General features: G+C 37.4%; 19 protein-coding genes. All 19 read right to left on the bottom strand.

All coding sequences use genetic code 11. From position 1 onward, the window contains the following. Positions 1 to 3 precede the first annotated feature (3 nt). The 19 genes from asd to DN410_RS18255 all read right to left on the bottom strand — a co-directional run bounded on the left by asd (position 4) and on the right by DN410_RS18255 (position 21,691). On the bottom strand, positions 4 to 1,050 hold the full coding sequence (gene asd / locus DN410_RS18345) for an aspartate-semialdehyde dehydrogenase (protein WP_000414854.1): 1,047 nt from the start codon (positions 1,048 to 1,050) through the stop codon (positions 4 to 6). 150 nt (positions 1,051 to 1,200) lie between these two features. Continuing rightward, positions 1,201 to 1,800 carry a dipicolinate synthase subunit B gene (dpaB, locus tag DN410_RS18340; RefSeq protein WP_001049475.1) on the bottom strand — a complete coding sequence of 200 codons (600 nt, stop codon included), beginning with the start codon at positions 1,798 to 1,800 and terminating at the stop codon, positions 1,201 to 1,203. Then, positions 1,797 to 2,699, bottom strand: a complete 903-nt coding sequence (gene dpaA, locus DN410_RS18335; RefSeq protein WP_088230108.1) for a dipicolinic acid synthetase subunit A — start codon at positions 2,697 to 2,699, stop codon at positions 1,797 to 1,799. Before dpaA ends, dpaB begins: the two co-directional genes overlap by 4 nt. A gap of 169 nt (positions 2,700 to 2,868) precedes the next feature. Next, positions 2,869 to 3,120 carry a YlmC/YmxH family sporulation protein gene (locus DN410_RS18330; RefSeq protein WP_001239744.1) on the bottom strand — a complete coding sequence of 84 codons (252 nt, stop codon included), beginning with the start codon at positions 3,118 to 3,120 and terminating at the stop codon, positions 2,869 to 2,871. 129 nt (positions 3,121 to 3,249) lie between these two features. Continuing rightward, a complete protein-coding gene (locus DN410_RS18325) occupies positions 3,250 to 4,491 on the bottom strand; it encodes a M16 family metallopeptidase (RefSeq protein ID WP_149177525.1) in 1,242 nt (413 codons plus the stop codon). Positions 4,492 to 4,577: 86 nt separating this feature from the next. Beyond that, on the bottom strand, positions 4,578 to 5,477 hold the full coding sequence (locus tag DN410_RS18320; RefSeq protein ID WP_149177524.1) for a polysaccharide deacetylase family protein: 900 nt from the start codon (positions 5,475 to 5,477) through the stop codon (positions 4,578 to 4,580). Positions 5,478 to 5,628: 151 nt separating this feature from the next. After that, complete coding sequence (gene pnp, locus DN410_RS18315) at positions 5,629 to 7,767, bottom strand: polyribonucleotide nucleotidyltransferase (RefSeq protein ID WP_000076762.1); 2,139 nt, start codon at positions 7,765 to 7,767, stop codon at positions 5,629 to 5,631. 160 nt (positions 7,768 to 7,927) lie between these two features. Then, positions 7,928 to 8,197 (bottom strand): 30S ribosomal protein S15, encoded by a 270-nt coding sequence (gene rpsO / locus DN410_RS18310; RefSeq protein WP_001229392.1) that lies wholly within the window; start codon positions 8,195 to 8,197, stop codon positions 7,928 to 7,930. Between the two features lie 100 nt (positions 8,198 to 8,297). Then, positions 8,298 to 9,269: a bifunctional riboflavin kinase/FAD synthetase gene (ribF, locus tag DN410_RS18305; protein ID WP_098662724.1), complete on the bottom strand. Its 972-nt coding sequence runs from the start codon at positions 9,267 to 9,269 to the stop codon at positions 8,298 to 8,300. A 43-nt stretch (positions 9,270 to 9,312) separates the two neighbouring features. Next, positions 9,313 to 10,236, bottom strand: coding sequence for a tRNA pseudouridine(55) synthase TruB (gene truB, locus DN410_RS18300; protein ID WP_000399353.1), 924 nt, complete (start codon positions 10,234 to 10,236; stop codon positions 9,313 to 9,315). Between the two features lie 86 nt (positions 10,237 to 10,322). Beyond that, positions 10,323 to 10,679 carry a 30S ribosome-binding factor RbfA gene (gene rbfA, locus DN410_RS18295; protein WP_000776443.1) on the bottom strand — a complete coding sequence of 119 codons (357 nt, stop codon included), beginning with the start codon at positions 10,677 to 10,679 and terminating at the stop codon, positions 10,323 to 10,325. A gap of 15 nt (positions 10,680 to 10,694) precedes the next feature. Then, positions 10,695 to 10,976: a DUF503 domain-containing protein gene (locus tag DN410_RS18290; protein WP_000582364.1), complete on the bottom strand. Its 282-nt coding sequence runs from the start codon at positions 10,974 to 10,976 to the stop codon at positions 10,695 to 10,697. Then, positions 10,973 to 13,033, bottom strand: a complete 2,061-nt coding sequence (gene infB / locus DN410_RS18285) for a translation initiation factor IF-2 (protein WP_149177523.1) — start codon at positions 13,031 to 13,033, stop codon at positions 10,973 to 10,975. The genes DN410_RS18290 and infB overlap by 4 nt, the downstream gene beginning before the upstream one ends. Positions 13,034 to 13,037: 4 nt before the next feature. Continuing rightward, positions 13,038 to 13,349, bottom strand: coding sequence for a YlxQ family RNA-binding protein (locus tag DN410_RS18280; RefSeq protein WP_001286523.1), 312 nt, complete (start codon positions 13,347 to 13,349; stop codon positions 13,038 to 13,040). Continuing rightward, positions 13,350 to 13,622 carry an RNase P modulator RnpM gene (rnpM, locus tag DN410_RS18275; protein WP_000071127.1) on the bottom strand — a complete coding sequence of 91 codons (273 nt, stop codon included), beginning with the start codon at positions 13,620 to 13,622 and terminating at the stop codon, positions 13,350 to 13,352. An 11-nt stretch (positions 13,623 to 13,633) separates the two neighbouring features. Then, positions 13,634 to 14,740, bottom strand: a complete 1,107-nt coding sequence (gene nusA / locus DN410_RS18270) for a transcription termination factor NusA (RefSeq protein ID WP_000102601.1) — start codon at positions 14,738 to 14,740, stop codon at positions 13,634 to 13,636. A gap of 17 nt (positions 14,741 to 14,757) precedes the next feature. Beyond that, entirely contained in the window at positions 14,758 to 15,228 is a 471-nt protein-coding gene (gene rimP, locus DN410_RS18265; RefSeq protein WP_000359095.1) for a ribosome maturation factor RimP, read from the bottom strand. Positions 15,229 to 15,564: 336 nt separating this feature from the next. Continuing rightward, entirely contained in the window at positions 15,565 to 19,866 is a 4,302-nt protein-coding gene (locus DN410_RS18260; RefSeq protein ID WP_149177522.1) for a PolC-type DNA polymerase III, read from the bottom strand. A gap of 124 nt (positions 19,867 to 19,990) precedes the next feature. Then, positions 19,991 to 21,691 (bottom strand): proline--tRNA ligase, encoded by a 1,701-nt coding sequence (locus tag DN410_RS18255; RefSeq protein ID WP_149177521.1) that lies wholly within the window; start codon positions 21,689 to 21,691, stop codon positions 19,991 to 19,993. Positions 21,692 to 21,707 lie beyond the last annotated feature (16 nt).

Raw genomic sequence — 21,707 nt, 5'->3', positions numbered from 1 at the left:
CGTTTACACTAATTGTAATTTTACTAAGCGCTCTGCAATTTGAACAGAATTCCATGCAGCGCCTTTTAATAAGTTATCAGATACGACCCAAAGATGGAACCCTTTATCGTTATTTAAATCTTTACGGATTCTTCCAACGAATACTTCGTTTTTACCTACTGCAGTAGCTGGCATTGGATATAATTGCTCTTCTGGGTTATCTTGCAGAACAATACCTTCCGCATTTGCAAGTAAGCTCTTAAATTCTTCTACTGTTACGCCTTCTTTTTCTACTTCGATGTAAACAGACTCAGAATGTCCTGATACGACTGGTAAACGTACACATGTCGCAGCTACTTCCAGTTCTGGCATATGCATAATTTTTTTCGTTTCATTAATCATTTTCATTTCTTCAAATGTAAATCCATTATCTTGGAATTTATCAATCTGTGGAATCGCATTAAAAGCGATTTGGAAATGCTTCTTGTCACCTGATACAGGTAAAACATTCGCTTTAACTTCTTCCCCATTTAAGATTGCTTGTGATTGTTCATGAAGTTCTTCAATCGCTGCCGCACCAGCACCTGATACAGCTTGGTATGTGGAAACGATTACTCGTTTTAAACCATATTGCTGACGAACTGGTTCAAGAGCTACTACCATTTGAATCGTAGAACAGTTTGGATTTGCAATAATACCATTATGTTCTTTTAAGTCGTTTTCATTTACTTCAGGTACAACAAGTGGCACGTTTTCTGTCATACGGAATGCACTTGTATTATCAACAACAATCGCACCGCGTTTTGCTGCTTCTGGCGCTAATTGTTTCGATACAGATCCACCAGCACTAAATAGTGCGATATCTACTCCTTCAAAACTTTCAGGAGTTGCCTCTTGAACTGTAAATTCTTCACCTTTAAATACAAGTTTCTTACCTGCAGATCGTTTAGATGAAAGTAACGTTAATTTCCCGATTGGAAATTCTCGTTTCTCTAAAGTATTTAACATTTGTTCACCAACTGCGCCGGTTGCTCCAACTACAGCGACATGAAAAGTTTTTTGCTTTTCCATCACTATGCCCCTTTCTAGATACCAATCCTTCTATAACTTAGAATCAGAAGGAGTATACAATACCCCTTCTAATCTTAATAACGTTAATTTTATCATATTCTACAGTAAGAATGATGGTTTCATCAAAAATTGTCCGTTTTTTTTCGTTTTTTAATTCATATATCTGAATTTTTCTACGACAACTGGTTGCAATTGCTTTCCTTGCAGTGCTTCTAATACTGTATCTTCAAGCAGCTCCATACGAGCTACCATTGAGTTCGGTTTTTTCTCTGGTGCATCTTGGCCAAATGGGACGAAGTAGATGTTTTTGGTTGCCATTAGGCGCATTAAGTTGACGCCATTTAATCCTAACGCATCATTCGTCGAAACAGCCAGTACGACAGGTTTGCCATTTCTAAGCGTCGCTTTTGCTGCCATTAGTACAGGAGAATCTGTCATTGCATTCGCAAATTTACTCATAGAGTTTCCTGTTAAAGGAGCAATTACCATGCAATCTAATGGAATTTTAGGCCCAAGTGGTTCTGCTCCAACGATTGAATTAATCGCCTTAAAACCTGTTATTTCTTCAATCTTTTTAATCCACTCTGCTCCTTCTCCAAATCTCGTATTTGTTGATTGAACAGTGTAAGAAACAACAGGGCGTACTTCCGCCCCTTCGGCAATTAATTTTTCTAGGTGCGGCATAACTTCCTCGTACGTACAATGTGAACCTGTAAATCCGAAACCGATTCGTTTCCCTTTCAAATTCATTTCTTTTCCTCCCCCTTTGCGATTGCGTCTGCTGTTAATAACTGAGAAAGAACGTTCGCTAAAATTTGCCCTGCCGTTTTCGGAGCAACAATGCCCGGCAAACCAGGTGCTAACAACGCTTTAACTCCTCTTTTTTCCGCATATCTAAAGTCGGTACCACCTGGTTTAGAAGCTAAATCAATTACTAACGTATGAGCTGGCATTTTTGAAATAACATTCGCTGTCACAACGAGATGCGGAATTGTGTTAATCACAATATCGATATTTCCTACTTCTTTCTCAATATCTTGCATATGGAAAGGAGAAAACATCATTTCTGTAATACGTGCAATATGTTCAGATCGTCTTGCTCCAACTTTGACGTGGGCTCCTAATGATTGAAATGCTCTGGCAACACTCATCCCTGTTCTACCAAATCCTAAAACCATTACATTGGACCCATGAATTGTATAGTCGGTATGTTGAATTACCATCATTAATGTACCTTCTACAGTCGGAATAGAATTGTAGATTGCCACATCATCACGATCAAATAATTTAACAAGCTTTCGGTTCGTAGTAGATACGAGATTTTCCAAATAAGGCGTACCAATACCTGAATATATAGTAAAGTGCTCTGGTGTATTTTCAATTTGTTCTTTCGTTATAGAAACTTTTTCATTTGAAAAAATAGTATCGACTTCTCCCTTGGCATTTGTACCTGCAACTGGCAAAATAATTGCATCTACAGAAGTGAAATCTAAATTTTGTATACTTTCTTTTGCTGCCCCTGTGAAACCATGATCTAACTGATCAAACCCTATCAATGAAAGTTTTGCATCCAATTCGACTAGCTTGCGAATTACTTCTAGCTGTCTTGCATCTCCTCCTATGATAGCAATATGCATCTCAGTCAACATTCCCTAATTCACCTTCTTTTTCTGTCATTTATAAGAAAAGTGCCTACTTTTTCTTTTTCCTCCACATCATATGTAATGTACGAGTTTTAGGTGATTGAAAAACGAAAAGCACATATGATTTATCAGCTTTATATGTAGATATAAAAAAGACGACCATAATGGCCGTCATTCATTTCGAATTTGAATGATCTGTAATATCACAAAGGATCATATCATGTCCCACTTTCTTAATTTGCCTCCACGCTACCCTTATTTCTTGTGGTTCCTTTTTAAAACCTCCCCATTTTCCAGCAGGTATAATAAGCGCTTCTATTTGTCCATCTCCCTCATTAATCTCTAAATCCACATAGCCTAAAACCCCCATTTTTTCTGCTCTTTCTAAATCTACAATCTCTTTACCACTTAATTCACTTAATCGCATATACTCTCCTCCTATCGAATTTTTCATGTAAGCTATCTATATTTAGTACCTATTCTGTATGGCTAAAAAAAATAACCGTACCTCTTTTAAAAGAGGTACGGTTATTTTCGAATATATTATGAAAAACAATTATAGTTTAATTCCTTTTGGAAGTTTTCCATCCGGACTAATCAGCGCCGCAGAAAACTCATCTGTAAACATGTTACGAATTAAACCGTCTACATTTTCTTTTGTTACAGTGTTAACACTTTCAATAATCTCATCAAGTGAACGATGCTTACGAAGAAGCAATTCATTTTTACCATTACGGCTCATACGACTATTCGTACTTTCTAAACTTAACATTAAGTTTCCTTTTAATTGCTCTTTACTATTGATAAGCTCTTTTTCTGTAATACCTGTATTTTTCAATGTCTCTAACGTTTCTTGCATTGTATCATACAGCGTATCTAATTGTTGACTACCTGTTCCACCATACAGTGTTAACATACCTGTATCTTCATAAGAAGAGTGGTAAGAAAATACTGAGTAAGCTAATCCGCGTTGCTCACGTACTTCTTGGAATAAACGACTACTCATACTGCCGCCTAAAATATTATTTAATACAATTAAGTTATAAATATCTTCGTGTCCCATTTGCAAGCCTTTATATCCTAAACATAAATGAGCTTGTTCTGTTTCCTTTTTACGTGCTACCTTATTAAAATGGAAAATTGGACTATGTACTTGTTCACGGTTTGTCGTTCCTTCATAACTACCGAAATATTGCTCTACTGTTTGTAAAAACGCTTCATCAATATTTCCTGCAATTGATACAACTACATTTTCAGGCGTGTAATGATCTTTTATATATTGACGTAACGTATCACCTGTAAACGTATCAAGCGTTTCTTCTGTTCCTAAAATAGGATATCCAAGTGGATGCGTTTCATATGTTGCTTTCGTTAACATATCATGTACAATATCATCTGGAGCATCTTCGTACATTTTAATTTCTTCACATACGACATTCTTCTCTTTTTTCAGTTCTTCTTCATCAAATGTTGAATTAAAGAACATATCTGCTAAAACATCTAAAGCATATTTAGCATGCTCATCTAACACCTTCGCATAGTAACATGTATATTCTTTTGAAGTAAAAGCATTCACTTGCCCACCAATGCTATCAAATGATTCTGCAATTTCTCGTGCGCTACGTGTTTCTGTCCCTTTAAAGAACATGTGCTCTAAGAAGTGAGAAATCCCATTATTTTTTTCATTTTCATTTCTTGATCCTGCATGGATCCAAATACCAATAGCAACCGATCTTACAGTTGGTATATTCTCCATAACTATTCTTACACCATTTTTACAAGTATATTTTTTAATCAAAAACTTTCCTCCTACTGCCAGTTTCTCTAAATAAATGCTATTATTTAATGATAACAAGTTTAAGGATGAATGTCATGCAAATGTATTTAATCTACACGTTTTTCATCCAGTAATTCTGTTATATTCCCTACTTTATATCCTTGTTCCTTCAATTTTGTAATCATTGTGTCTAATGCTTCTGCTGTAGACGAGGTAGGATGCATTAATACAATAGCACCTGGATGTATTTTTCGCATCACTCTCTGCAATAATACGTCTGGTTCTGGTCGTTTCCAATCGATTGTGTCTACTGTCCACATAATGGTGCCCATGTGAAAATCATCTGCAATTTTCACTACTTCATCCCGAAAGCTACCACTTGGCGGGGCAAACCACCTCACTTTTTGATTCGTAGCGGCTTCTATCATTCGATTTGTTTTTTGTAACTGATCTCGTATTTCATCCGATGCTAGCGTTTTCATATTTGGATGTGTGTAAGAATGATTTCCAACTTCTTGATTTGCATCAACAATCATTTTTGCAAATCGTAAGTTTTCTTTCACCCAACGTCCTTCTAAAAAGAAAGTCGCCTTCACATCATGTTTTTTCAAAATCTCTAATATACGAGGTAAATACTCATTTCCCCATGCCACATTTATTGTTAATCCCACCATCTTTTTATTTGGATGTCCCCTATAAATTGGGGCCGGTGATAGATCTTCTAGATGGACACTTGGTGATACTTCCTTGAATTCAAGATGTTTTTGATCAAATTTCTTTAGCTTTTTCATATTATTATACGATGCTTCAATATCCACCTGTCTTCCATTATATCCAGGTGTTGCTTTCCATATTTTATCAATCATCGCATTTTGCGGTGCAATCTCATATTGTTTTGCATGCTTTTGAATTTCTTCATATAAGTTATCCTGTGCAAAAACGGAATAAGAGCCTACACTGACATATAAAAAGAATATACATATGTATGCCAATATACGAACTTTCATATAAACCCTCCCATTAACTATATAAAAAAACATTTTCTTCTTATCTTTGTTAATTTGAGCGTTATAATGAAAACTATACCTATACTGACATAAAAATATATGTAAATCATATTTTTACATAACAAAAAAAGCCAGTTATACTGGCTTTTACTTATTGCTGCTCTTGTTTGTTTTCTTCTTTAGCAGCTTCTTTTTCTTGCTCTTCTTTTAGCAATACTTTTCTAGATAAATTCACGCGACCTTGCTTGTCAATCTCGATAACTTTAACTGTAATTACATCACCGATTTTCACAACGTCTTCTACTTTACCTACACGCTCAAGTGCAAGTTCAGAAATGTGAACTAATCCATCTTTACCGCTGAATAATTCAACGAAAGCACCGAATTTCTCAACACGTTTCACTTTTCCTTCGTAGATTTCACCTACTTGTACTTCGCGAACGATATCTTCGATAATTTTCTTAGCTTTGTCGTTCATTTCTTGATTTATTGAAGAAATGAATACTGTACCATCTTGCTCGATGTCAATTTTAACGCCAGTTTCTTCAATAATTTTATTGATTTGTTTACCGCTTGGTCCGATAACGTCACGGATTTTATCTGGGTTAATTGTCATTGTAATAATCTTTGGAGCGTACGCTGATAATTCAGTGCGTGGCTCTGCAATAACAGATAACATATGATTTAGAATGTGCACACGACCAACTTTCGCTTGTTGTAATGCCTCTTCTAAAATTTCACGAGATAGACCATCGATTTTAATGTCCATTTGTAGTGCAGTTACACCTTGTGCTGTACCTGCTACTTTAAAGTCCATATCACCTAAATGATCTTCCATACCTTGAATATCAGATAAAATTGTGTAATGCTCACCTGATTTAACTAGACCCATTGCAATACCTGCAACTGGAGCTTTAAGTGGAACACCCGCATCCATCATTGCTAAAGTACTACCACAAATACTTGCTTGTGAAGTAGAACCATTTGATTCTAAAACTTCAGATACAAGACGTACTGTGTATGGGAAATCTTTTTCAGATGGAATTACAGGCTCAAGAGCACGTTCACCTAGTGCACCGTGACCGATTTCACGACGACCTGGTCCACGCATCGGTCTTGTTTCACCAACACTAAATGATGGGAAATTGTAATGGTGCATAAAGCGTTTTGATTCTTCTACACCAAGACCATCTAAAATTTGCACATCGCCTAATGCACCTAATGTACAAATACTTAATGCTTGTGTTTGTCCACGTGTGAATAAACCAGAACCGTGTGTACGAGATAAAATACCAACCTCTGATGCTAATGGACGGATTTCGTCACCTTTACGGCCATCTGGGCGGATTTTTTCAACTGTAATAAGACGACGTACTTCTTCTTTTACAATTTTATATAAAATCTCATTTACTTGTCCTAATGTATCAGCGTCAGCTTCCTGCGCTTCGTAATGCTCAATTACACGCTTTTTCACTTCGTTAATTGCATCTTCACGTGCATGTTTCTCATGTACTTGAATTGCAGAATGCATATCCTTCTCAGACATTTCACGTACAGCTTGATTAAGATCAGCGTCAACTTCATAAAGTTTCACTTCTGATTTCTCTTTACCTACAGCTTGTACAATCTCTTCTTGGAATGCAATGAGACGTTTAATTTCGTCATGACCAAACATAATCGCTTCTAACATCGTTTCCTCAGGCACTTGATCTGCTCCTGCTTCAACCATGTTAATTGCATCTTTCGTACCAGCTACAACAAGGTGAATATCACTTTGTTCTTGCTGTTCTACTGTTGGGTTGATAACGAATTCGCCGTTAATACGACCAACTGTTGCACCCGCGATTGGACCTTCAAATGGAATATCTGAAATCGATAACGCTAATGAAGAACCAAGCATAGCTGCCATTTCAGAAGAACAATCTTGATCAACACTCATTACAATGCTGACAACTTGTACTTCGTTACGGAAACCATCTGCGAAAAGTGGACGAATTGGACGGTCGATTAAACGACTTGCCAAAATTGCTTTTTCACTTGGACGACCTTCACGTTTAATGAAACCGCCAGGGATTTTTCCGACTGCATATAAACGCTCTTCATAGTTTACTGTAAGTGGGAAGAAATCTACATTTTTAGCTTCTTTTGATGCAGTTGCTGTAGATAGAACCGCTGTATCGCCATATCTTACTAATACTGCTCCGTTCGCTTGCTTTGCAAGCTGACTTGTTTCAACTGTTAGCTGACGACCAGCCCAATCTATCGAGAAGACTTGCTTTTCTTGACTCATTTAAGTACCCCTCTCAATTTAAAGTATTCAATTCTTCTATGTAAATGGATAGTATATCACAATATTCTACCTCTAGTATTACCGAAAATGAAGCAAGCTATAAAGAGTAGAAGATATATTTTTACCTAACAAAAAAGCGGGAATATTCCCGCTTCTCTGACTATCGACGTAAGCCAAGCTTTGTGATTAATTCACGGTAACGTGTGATATCGCTATTACGAAGGTAAGTTAGTAAGTTACGACGTTTACCAACCATCTTTAATAGACCACGACGTGAATGATGATCTTTCTTGTGAGTACGTAAGTGCTCGTTTAGAGTGTTAATTTGCTCCGTTAGGACAGCAATTTGAACCTCTGGAGAACCAGTATCAGTCTCATGAGTTCTAAATTGTGCAATGATTTCATTTTTACGCTCTTGTGTTAAAGCCATCCTATTTCACCTCCTAATAATTAAACCCCCAATTACCTAGCAAGCGTCGGTGAGTCGCAATGCCAAGCAATGGTTGTCATAAAGTACATAACATAGAATACTACTTTTCATTTGAAAAAGCAAGTATATTCTTTTCGTTCGCAAAATATTCTTGTGCTGTTTTCTTATCTTTTGCGATTTGTTCAACTAACTCATCGATGCCATTGAATTTCTTCTCTTCTCTTATACGCATATGCCACTCTACTGTAACATTTTGATCATATATGTCTTTGTTAAATTCAAATAAGTGCACTTCAATAGATAGTTGACGCTCATCTTCTTTAAAGGTTGGTTTATATCCAATATTACATACACCATCGTACCATTCATCGTGAACTTTTAATCTCACTGCATAAACACCTACAGGTGGTAATAGATACTCATCACTTAAACCTACATTAGCTGTCGGGAAACCAATTTGACGTCCACGTTTGTCACCGTGTACAACCGTTCCCCCTACTGTATACGCTCTACCTAAAATAGATGGAATTTGTTCCATTTCGCCATTTCGAATTAACTTTCGTAATGCTGTAGAACTTACTTTCTCTTCTTGAAATTCAACTTTTTCAATCACAGTCTGTGTAAACTCCCCTCTTGCATGAAATGGTAAAGTCTCCATCTTTCCTTTTCCTAAACGTCCATATGAATAATCAAATCCCGCTACTACATGCTTTACATTTAAACCAATAATATAATCATCTACAAATTGTTGTGGCAATAAGCCTGCAAATGATTCATCAAATTTAACAACATATAATATATCGATTCCTAAGTTCTCGACTATTTTTTCTTTATCACACATTGGTGTAATATACTCGGCATGCGCTTCTTTTTTACCTAAAACAACAGATGGATGTGGATAAAATGTCATCACTGCACTTTTATATCCCCGCTCATCTGCTATTTGCTTCGCAGTTCGAATCACACATTGATGTCCTAAATGAATGCCATCAAAAAATCCTAATGCCATTACAGTAGGTGGTAATTCTAATTTATTTTGTTCATGTGGATGAGTTAAATGAATAAGTTTCACGCTTGAATTCACCTTTTTCTGTAATAATCCTTCCAATAATTCATTATAGCTTTAGTTCTTGATTATTCACAAGTACTTTCATCGGCTTTAGCATACCAGGGTGTTTTGGATGGTGTTCATAAATTGCAAGGCAGCGATCGTTTTTATCAAACACTGTTATAAATGGCGCCGTTATTTGCAATTCATTTTTTAAGAACATACCATTCTTTATTTTTTCTGCTTGCTTTTCATCTACAACCATTTTCGGGAACTTGCTTAATGCTTCATCAATTGAAATGAAGATAGACTCTACTGTTCCATTTTGCACGTTTTCTTCAATTTCTTCAAATGATATGCAATCTTCTAATAAAAATTCACCCGAAGCCGTTCTTACAAGGTGAGACATATGTGATGGAAAACCAAGTTTTTCACCGATCATTACCGCTAATGTTCTTACATATGTTCCTTTACTACACGTTACACGGAAACGGAATGAAATATTTTCTCCTTCAAAAACTTCACGGTCATCTAGTAATACAAATTCATGAATTGTAATTGTACGAACTGGGCGTTCAACCTCTTGTCCTGCTCTTGCATATTCATATAATTTTTTTCCGTTAACTTTTACAGCCGAAAACATCGGAGGCATTTGCTCAATCGTACCTGTTAATGCCGCAAGAACCTCTTCCACTTCCTTACGAGTAATAACACGATCTACATTTTTCGTTTCCACAACTTCACCCGAAGCATCTTCAGTTGTTGTTGAAAAACCTAGTGTCACTTCACCTTCATACGTTTTCGTTTCACTTGTTAAAAATTGCGCAATCTTCGTCGCTCGTCCAACACAAATAGGTAATACTCCTGTTACATCTGGATCTAATGTTCCTGTATGACCAATTCGTTTTTCACGCAGTATCTTTCTTAATTTAAATACACAATCGTGTGATGTCATGCCCTTTGGCTTATGTAATAGTACTACACCTTCCATATATGTTCACCTCATCGTAATTCTTTCATAATCATTACCTAAAACTTATTTTACATTGAAAAAATGGATAGACAAATGTCTATCCATTATTCTTCACGTTTACCTTCTTTATTAATTTCATGTAAAAGTGTATCAATTCGATGACCATATCCGATAGATTCATCAAACTCAAAGGAAATTTCCGGCGTTTTACGAAGACGAATACGTTGGCCAATTTCTGAACGAATGAAGCCTTTTGCCTTCGCTAAACCTTTTAGCGTACTTTCTTTCTGTTCTTCATCACCTAAAACAGAAATATACACTGTAGCAATTTGTAAATCTCCACTCACTTGTACATCTGTTACAGTAACAAATCCGACACGTGGATCTTTAATTTTACGACTGATGATGTCGCCTAATTCTTTTTTCATTTGCTCGCCTACACGGTTTGCACGTAATTTCATAACTCTTCACCTCATTCAATACCATTCCAATTGTGTTATCGTACGTTCAATTTCAGGAAATGAATCGATGTACTCAAGTACACGATTCATTTCTTTTTCACAAATAACACGATTGGAGGATACAGAAACAATTGCAATTTCCGTACGTTGCCATACATCTTGATGCCCTACTTCTGAAACAGCTACGTTATAACGCTGCTTCACACGAGTTAGCACCCGTTGCAAAATTGCTCGTTTCTCTTTTAAAGAATGCACATCGTAAATCATACACTCGAATGAGAGTGAAGCGATAATCATCGCTTCACTTCTTCCATAATGTATGCTTCAATAATGTCCCCTTCTTTAAGATCATTATATCTCTCAATTGTAATACCACACTCATAGTTTTGTGCAACTTCTTTTACGTCGTCTTTGAAACGTTTTAACGTATCAAGTTGTCCTTCGAAAATTACGATACCATCGCGGATAATACGAACGCCACTATCACGTGTAATTTTACCGTCTATTACGTAACAACCTGCGATTGTTCCAACTTTTGTTACTTTAAACGTTTGACGAACTTCCGCTTGACCGATTACTTTTTCTTCGAATTCTGGATCAAGCATACCTTGCATTGCTAATTCAATTTCTTCGATTACTTTGTAGATAATACGGTGTAAGCGAACATCAACGTTCTCTAATTCAGCTGTACGCTTCGCGTTCACATCTGGACGTACGTTAAATCCAATTACAATTGCATTAGATGCAGAAGCTAAAATAATATCAGATTCTGTAATCGCACCTACACCAGTGTGAATGATTTTAACTTTTACGCCTTCAACATCAATTTTACGAAGTGATGCTGCCATTGCTTCTACAGAACCTTGTACGTCTGCTTTTACAATTAAGTTAATTTCTTTTACATCGCTCTCTTGGATTTGTTGGAATAAATCTTCAAGGCTTAATTTAGATTTCTCACCACGTTGTGCAAGTAACGCTTCTTGTGCACGTGATTCACCGATTTGACGAGCTTTCTTCTCATCAGCGAATGCCATGAAACGATCTCCAGCCTGTGGTACTTCATTTAAACCTGTAATTTCAACAGGAGTTGATGGACCAGCAACTTTTACACGACGACCAATATCACTTACCATTGCACGAACACGTCCGAATGATGTACCAACAACGATTGGGTCTCCAACTCGAAGTGTACCGTTTTGAACAAGTAATGTCGCGATAGTTCCTTTACCTTTATCAAGTTGTGCTTCAATTACAGTACCAGTTGCATAGCGATTTGGATTTGCTTTATATTCTTCTACTTCACTTACAAGAAGAATCATTTCTAGTAAGTTGTCAATTCCTTCGCCTTGAATCGCAGAGATTGGTACGAAGATCGTATCTCCACCCCATGCTTCTGGAACTAATTCATATTCTGTTAATTCTTGCATTACGCGATCAGGATTTGCTGCTGGTTTATCCATTTTATTCACAGCTACAATAATTGGTACTCCAGCTGCTTTCGCATGGCTAATCGCTTCAACTGTTTGTGGCATAACACCGTCATCAGCTGCAACAACAAGGATTGTAATATCAGTTACTTGCGCACCACGAGCACGCATCGTTGTAAATGCCGCGTGACCAGGCGTATCTAAGAAGGTAATCTTCTTATCATTTACTTCAACTTGGTATGCACCAATATGCTGAGTAATTCCACCTGCTTCGCCAGCAGTTACTTTTGAGTTACGAATAGAGTCAAGTAATGTTGTTTTACCATGGTCAACGTGTCCCATGATTGTAACTACAGCTGGACGTTCTTTTAAGTTCTCTTCATCATCTTGCTCATCGATGAATGTTTCAAATTCAGTCTCGCTGACAATTACTTCTTCTTCTACTTCAATACCGTAATCAGTAGCAATTAACTCAATTGTATCTTTATCTAAGTCTTGGTTAATTGTTGCCATAATTCCTAGCATGAAGAGTTTCTTAATAATTTCAGATGGCTCTTTGCTTAATTTTTTAGCAAGCTCACCTACTGTAAGGCTTCCAGAGAAAGTAATTTTATCTGGTGTTTCTACAGTTTGTGTTTGTTGTCTTCCAGCAAAGTTATCTTGACGCTTGTCTTCGTTACCTTTACCTTTTTTCTTTTTCTTGTTGCTGTTCTTTTTACTACGAACAACCTTTTCTTCTACTTCAAACTCATCTGCAACAGAAGGTTTTTCTGCTTGATATTCATTATCTAATTTGTTTACTACTTCATCGTCTAACATTGTCATATGATTCGAAACCTCGATATTCATTTCTTTTAGTTTTGTCATAAGATCTTTACTTGAGATATTATGTTGTTTTGCATATTCATGCACTCGAATTTTACTCATACCTTCACCCCCGGTAATTTGTATCGAGCATGCTACGCAGCTTTTTCGCAAAGCCTTCATCTAACACAGCTACAACGACTCGCTCATCTCTCCCAATCGCATGCCCTAATTGTTGTCGATTTTCGACCTTTCTCATTGGTACGTTGTAGTACGTCGTTTTATCCGTGATGCGTTTTGTAGTATTCACTGACGCATCTTCAGATAGCAATACAAGTTTTGCTTTGCCACTTCGTACTTCTTTTAAAACGAGTTCTTCACCCGAAATAATTTTTCGAGCCCGGTTTGCTAGTCCTAAAAACGATTTCCAATCGGACACTTATTTCGACTCCTTCTCAACAAGCTCAAGAAGCTCTTCATATAGAGAACCGTCGATTTTCGCTTTTAGATGATGTTCCAAAACATTTTTCTTTTGAGCTTGAAGAATGCTTTCTTTATCTTTTGACAAGTATGCACCTCGTCCTGATTTTTTTCCAGTTAAATCAATGGACACTTCTCCCTCTTTGGAACGAACAATGCGAACGAGCTCTCGTTTTGATTTCATTTCTTGCGTCGCAACACATTTTCGTAACGGAACTTTTCGATTGCTCATACTCATCACCTCTATTCGATTTCGTCTTCAACAGAATCGAATCCGAATGCGATTACGCTATCTTCTTCTGTTACAATACCAAGTTGTTTCGCATCAGACTCACTCTTAATATCAATTTTCCAGCCTGTTAATTTAGCCGCAAGACGCGCATTTTGTCCACGCTTACCGATAGCTAATGATAGCTGGTGGTCTGGAACAACAACAGTTGTCGCTTTTTCTTCTTCATCTACAAGTACTTTAACAACTTGTGATGGGCTTAAAGCATTTGCAACATATTCAACTGGATCATTTGACCAGCGAACGATGTCAATTTTTTCACCTTTTAATTCGTCTACAATGCGTTGTACACGTTGTCCTTTCGGTCCTACACAAGAACCTACTGGATCCACATCAATGTTCTCTGCATATACAGAGATTTTAGAACGATCGCCAGCTTCACGTGCTACAGAGCGAATCTCTACCGTTCCATCATAAATTTCAGGAACTTCCATTTCGAATAAACGTTTTAAAAGACCAGGATGTGTACGTGATACGTAAATTTGTGGGCCTTTTGTTGTTTTTTCTACTTTTGTAATGAATACGCGAATACGATCATGTGGTTTGTATTGTTCGTTAGGCATTTGCTCACTTACAGGTAATAAAGCTTCTACTTTCCCTAAGCTTACATAGATGAAACGAGCATCTTGACGTTGCACAATACCTACCATAATATCTTCTTCACGGTCACTAAACTCAGAGTAAATAACACCGCGCTCTGCTTCGCGCACTCGTTGTGTTACAACTTGTTTAGCAGTTTGTGCCGCAATACGACCGAAATCTTTTGGTGTTACTTCGATTTCTAGTACGTCACCATCTTGGTAGTTTGGATTAATTTGTCTTGCTTCCTCTACAGAAATTTCAAGACGTGGATCAAACACATTATCTACTACGTCTTTACGTGCTAAAACTTGAATTGTTCCCACTTCTGGGTTAAAGCTCACACGAACGTTTTGTGCTTGATTAAAATTGCGCTTATAAGCAGAGATTAAAGCTGCTTCAATCGCATCAATAATAATGTCTTTGCTAATGCCTTTTTCAGATTCTAATACGAGCAAAGCATCTAATAACTCAGTGCTCATGAAGATCCCCCTTCTAACTAAAACGTAACAGCAAGTCGCGCATTTGCAACTTTATCCATTGGAATTTGGATTTCTTTTTTACGTGTTTTAATTGTTAATAATAATGTTATTGTTGTACCATCGTAAGAAAGCAGTTTGCCTTCAAACATTTTTTCACCGTCAATTGGCTCATATGTTTTAATTGCCACTTGTTTTCCTACCGCTTGCTGGAAGTCTTTCTCTTTCTTTAATGGGCGTTCCGCTCCAGGAGATGATACATCCAAAAAGTAAAGATGAGGAATTGGATCCTCTTTATCTAAAGCTTCGCTTAAACGTTCACTTACCGCACCACATTCTTCAATGTCGACTCCCTTTTCAGAATCGATAAATACGCGTAAGAACCAGTCTTGTCCTTCTTTCACATATTCTACATCTACAAGTTCAAGATTTAACTCTTCAACAATCGGCTGCGCAAATGCTTCTACAACTTCTGTGACTTTCTTATCCATAAACAGCCTCCTTCCTGCCGCCATGTACCATTTAAAAGAAAAAGACTCCATCCATATAAAAACGGTCTATCTTATTCTTTCTCGTTAGCTAACAAAAGCCCCTGCTGTTCAGCAGGGATTATCTGTCTTAGTATTACCAAATTTAAGAAGTAAAACTTGTAACAAAATATGTATATACGACAGAAATGTCTCACCTACCTACGTAGATAAAACATAGATAGTAACACGAAAGAGTGGGTTTCCCCACTCTTCTCTTTGCAAAATATACATGACATGGTTATCTCGGTTAATAGTATATCATAGGAAATATTGATTTGCAAAGACTTTTCCTACCTATTAGAACAGTGATAACTGGTTTTGATCCGGCAAATCTCCTAAGCAACCTTGACTATCTAAATACTCAATTATCGTTTTCGAAACCTTACTGCGTTGCTGTAAGTCTTCTTTCGATAAGAAGTCTCCATTTTTACGTGCTTCTACAATACTTAAAGCAGCGTTCGTACCTAGACCAGGCACCGCATTAAATGGAGGAATTAAAGAATCGCCATCAATAATAAATTCTGTTGCATGTGAGCGGTATAAATCAACCTTTTGGAATGAGTATCCACGTTCACACATTTCAAGTGTCATTTCTAGTACTGTTAATAAACTTTTCTCTTTTGGCGCAGCATCGAGTCCCTTTTGCGCAATTTCATCAATTCTCGCACGTATAGATGCCGAGCCTTTCGCCATCGCCTCTACATCAAAGTCATCTGCACGAACTGTAAAGTAAGCCGCATAGAATAGAAGCGCGAAATGTACTTTAAAGTATGCAATACGTACAGCCATAAGTACGTAAGCAGCCGCATGGGCTTTAGGGAACATGTACTTGATTTTCTTACATGAATCAATATACCAACCTGGTACGTTATTACTTTTCATGTCCTCTTCCCATTCTTCTGGTACACCTTTACCTTTACGTACCGACTCCATGATTTTGAAGGCTAATGATGGGTCTAAACCTTGATAGATTAAATATACCATGATGTCATCACGACAACCGATAACTTCACTCAGCGTACATGTACCGTTATAAATTAACTCATTTGCATTACCAAGCCATACGTCCGTACCATGTGATAGTCCAGAAATTTGGACTAACTCTGAGAATGTGGTCGGTTTCGTCTCCTCTAACATCTGCCTTACGAATTTCGTACCAAACTCTGGTATACCAAGTGTACCTGTTTTACAGTTAATTTGTTCTTCTGTTACGCCTAACGATTCTGGTCCTGAGAAAATTTTCATTACTTCTGGATCGTCCGTTGGGATTGTTTTCGGATCAATACCACTTAAATCTTGTAACATACGAATAACTGTCGGATCATCGTGTCCTAGTATATCAAGTTTCAATAAATTATCATGAATCGAGTGGAAATCAAAGTGTGTCGTTCTCCACTCAGCCCCTATTGAATCTGCCGGAAACTGTATTGGTGAGAAATCAAAGATGTCCATATAATCTGGCACAACGATAATACCACCTGGATGCTGTCCGGTTGTACGTTTTACACCAGTACATCCTGCTACTAAGCGGTCAATCTCTGCATTTCGAATCGTTAAGTTATGATCATTTGCATAACCTTTTACATATCCATAAGCAGTTTTTTCCGCAACTGTACCAATCGTTCCTGCACGATATACATAATCTTCACCGAACAGTACTTTCGTATAGTTATGGGCACGTGGTTGGTATTCCCCGGAGAAGTTCAAATCGATATCGGGTACCTTATCTCCTTTAAATCCTAGGAACGTTTCGAACGGAATGTCATGTCCATCTTTTACATAAGGAACATTACATGTTGGACAACTTTTATCTGGCAAGTCAAAACCAGAACCTACAGAACCGTCATTAAAGAATTCGGATTGCTTACACTTCGGACATACATAATGCGGTGGTAATGGGTTTACCTCTGTAATTTCCATCATCGTTGCAACGAATGATGAACCTACCGATCCACGCGAACCTACTAAATATCCGTCTACTAACGATTTTTTCACAAGCTTATGTGAAATTAAATAAATTACGGCGAATCCGTGGCCAATAATACTTTTCAATTCTTTTTCTAAGCGCGCTTCTACAATTTCAGGTAGCTCTTCACCATAAATACTACGCGCCATTTTATAACTCATATCACGCGTTTCATCATCTGCACCTTCAATTTTCGGTGTGTATAGATCATCTTTTACTGGATGAACATCGCCAATTAATGATGCGATTTTTTGTGTATTCGTGACAACAATTTCTTTCGCTGTATCTTCACCTAAGAATGAGAAACACTCTAACATTTCATCTGTTGTACGGAAATGCACAGGCGGTAACGAATGTCGGTTTAACGGATTTGCTCCGCCCTGCGAACTAACTAAAATTTTACGATACATTGCATCCTCTTGGTCTAAGTAATGCACGTTTCCTGTAGCGACAACTGGTTTATCTAACGTCTCACCTAGTTTTACTAAGTTAGAAATAATTGTTTTTAATTGCCCTTCATCTCGAACAAGTTCACGTTCTACTAAATGACGTAGCACTTCTGGAGGCATTACTTCAATGTAATCATAGAACTGTGCAATTTCTTCTACCTCTTCAGGAGCTTTTTGCATCATTGCTTCAAACACTTCACCTTTATCACAAGCTGTTCCTACTAAAATTCCTTCACGGTATTTTTTTAATAGTGACCTTGGTACACGGGGTACACGGTAAAAGTAATTAAGATGAGAATAAGAAACAAGTTTGTATAAATTTTTCAATCCAACGTCTGATGTAGCAAGTAATGTCATATGACTTGGACGTCCACGTTTATATGCATCCCCTTGTCCCATACTATCATTTAATTGATCGTGATATTCAAATCCTTTTTCAATCACATCTTTTAACATTTTCACAAGTAAATATCCCGTTGCTTCAGTATCATAAATCGCACGGTGATGTTGTGTTAATTCAATATCAAGCTTTTTACACATCGTATTTAATCGATGATTTTTCATTTCTGGGAATAAGAATCGTGCAAGTTCTAACGTATCAATAACTGGGTTATTCGTTTTTTCTAACCCCGCCTTTTTAAATCCTACGTTAATGAAGCCCATATCGAAGCTTGCGTTATGAGCAACAAGTGTATGGTCGCCCATCCATTCCTCAAACTTTTTAAACACTTCGTCCACTTCTGGAGCATCTGTTAACATATCATCTGTTATACCTGTTAATTCAATAATCGTCGCCGATAGTGGTTGATGTGGATTTGCGAAAGATTCAAAGCGGTCAATAATTTCGCCACCTTTTACTTTTACAGCCGCCAACTCAATAACTGTATCGTATACAGCTGATAAACCTGTCGTCTCAACGTCGAAAACAACATATGTTTCCTCTGCCAGTAAACGGTGCGCTTCGTTATATGCTATCGGTACACCATCATTAACTAAATTTGCCTCTACACCGTATATAACTTTAACCCCAGCCTTTTTACCCGCAGAATATGCTTCCGGGAAAGACTGAGCTACAGCATGGTCAGTAACCGCAATAGCCTCATGCCCCCATTTCCCTGCTTGGGCAACAAGCTTGGAAACAGGCGTAACAGCATCCATTTGACTCATTGGAGTGTGAAGGTGAAGCTCTACACGTTTTTCGCCTTCTGGCGCTTTATCTTTACGAGACGGTCCTGTTATTTCATTGATATCATTTGCAATCATTACTAAATCTCGAACGAATGTATCATTTTGGACAGAACCACGAGCCTTCACCCACATTCCTTTTTTCAAGGATTGTAGCATTGGAATATCTTCTTTATCACGTGAGAACATTTTGATCATAATAGAATCTGTATAATCCGTTATTTTTAAAGTTAATAACGTACGTCCACTACGAAGCTCTTTTGTTTCCACATGGAAGACATATCCTTGCACCGTTTTTCTTCTTTCCTCATCCTGAATTTCTCGCATCGGTGTAATCTCTTCATCTGGCTTAATAAGATACCCGAGTGTGATCGGGCCTTCATGCACAACGCTGCTTTCTTCAGCTTGCTTCTTCGCCATTTCTTCCATAGCTTGTATAACACGCTCGCGGTCTTCTTGCTGCGTTTGCTCACGAAACTTTTGCATTTCTTCTACATTTTGTTTTATATGTGTGTCTAACTGAAAACGTGGAAATCCAAAAGCTTCATATTGTTCACCTACTGGTTTCGCAACGTTTTTCTTTAGAGCAGTAGATTCTAGCTCATTATTCACATTTATTAGCAACTTCACGCCATTCACTTGCGGAAGTTGTTTTTTTAAGTACGCAAACATAGGTGAGAATGTAATTCGTTCCGTACAAAGTGGCCAATACGCCCTCACTTCTTCTTCTGTAAATTGTTTATTCTCTGTTTCTAATGCAAATGTTGTTCTTGCAATATGCGAAAATGATTGCTTAAGCTTTGTTTCTAGCAATTCATATAATTCTGTCGGCAAAATACGTGGCACTTGTAAGTCAAAATGCCAACTTTTATTTACTTTATCGATAACTAACTTTTCAATACCACCGCCATGTAAATATTGATTTATAAGGTCTTCTGGTATTTGCAACTGCTGGAGCAAAATTTGAAATCGCTCTTGTTGTTCATTTGTTAAAGACATAAGCACTCTCCTTCCATTTGCTATTATAAATTGAAACGTACTACAAAGAAAGATTTCTCCCTCCTTCTTTTACAAAATACGTTTACAAAGAAAGAGAAGGTACCTCATTACGAGGTACCTCTTCTTATTTTAAAATATTAGCAATATATGTTTGAAGTTCTTCTACTTTCACTTCTTCAGACTCGCCTGTAGCACGTACTTTCACTTCTACAATGCCTTCGTCTGCTTTTTTACCAACTGTAACACGAACTGGAAGGCCGAATAAATCTGCATCTGCAAATTTAACACCTGCACGTTCTGCACGGTCATCTAATAATACTTCATAACCTTGCTCTTGTAATGAGTTGTAGATGTTTTCACCCATTTCACGTTGTGCATCAGATTTCATGTTTACTGGAATTACATGCACATGGAACGGTGCGACAGCTTTAGGCCAAACTAAACCGCTCTCATCATTAAACTGCTCTGCAATTGCTGCCACTGTACGAGATACACCAATACCGTAACAACCCATAATAAGTGGTTGTGTTTTCCCGTTTTCATCTAGGAATGTTGCGTTCATTGCTTCACTATAACGAGTTCCTAATTTGAATACATGACCAACTTCAATTCCGCGTGCGAAAAGAATTGTTCCGTTTCCGTCTGGAGATTGGTCTCCTTCTTGAATGAAGCGTAGATCCGTATATTGACTTACTTTAAAGTCACGTTCTGGATTTACATTTACATAATGGAATCCTTCTTCGTTTGCTCCTGAACATCCGTTGACAATTGATGCTACAGCATGGTCAGCGATAATTTCGATATCACCTGTTACACCAATCGGTCCTAATGAACCAACTTCACAATTTAATAGTTCCTTTACTTCTTCATGAGAAGCAAGCTCAACAACTGAAGCGCCGTATACATTTTTCACTTTTACATCGTTGACTTCATGATCACCACGAACAAGTACAACTACTAATTTCTCATCTACTTTAAATACCATAGACTTAATGCACTTGTCAGCTTCAATGTTTAAGAATGCAGATACTTCTTCAATTGCTTTTTGGTCTGGTGTCGCTACTTTTTCAAGTGCTTTTTCTTCTTCGTCACTCTTCGTATACGTAGCTACAACAGGAGCCATTTCGATATTCGCTGCATAATCAGATGTATCAGAGTATGCAATAGTATCTTCACCAACTTCAGATAATACCATAAATTCATGTGTATCTTTTCCGCCCATTGCTCCAGAATCAGCAATGACTGCACGGAAATTCAAACCACAACGAGCAAAAATATTAGAGTACGCTTTGTATAAGCGATCGTATACTTCATCTAAGCTCTCTTGTGTAGCATGGAAAGAGTATGCATCTTTCATTAGAAACTCTCTTCCACGTAATAAACCGAAACGAGGTCTTTGTTCATCGCGGAACTTCGTTTGAATTTGATATAATGTTAACGGTAATTTTTTATATGATTTTACTTCATCACGTACAAGATCAGTAATTACTTCCTCGTGTGTAGCTCCTAATGCAAATTCACGAGCATTACGATCTTTCATACGCATTAATTCAGATCCGTAAGAATACCAACGGCCTGATTCTTGCCATAATTCTGCTGCTTGCATAGCCGGCATTAATAATTCTACAGCTCCTGCACGTTCCATTTCTTCTCGAACGATACGCTCTACCTTATGCAGTACTTTTAAACCGAATGGTAGAAAACTATAAATACCAGAAGCATTTTGACGCATAAAACCTGCGCGAAGTAATAATTGATGACTTTTAATTTCAGCATCAGCTGGAACTTCACGTAATGTAGGACTGAATACCATACTTTGTTTCATTTATTCGCACCTCTTC

The organism is Bacillus sp. SH5-2 (assembly GCF_008368905.1).
GTDB lineage: Bacteria > Bacillota > Bacilli > Bacillales > Bacillaceae_G > Bacillus_A > Bacillus_A luti.
This window is presented reverse-complemented; position numbering and strand designations above follow the sequence as displayed.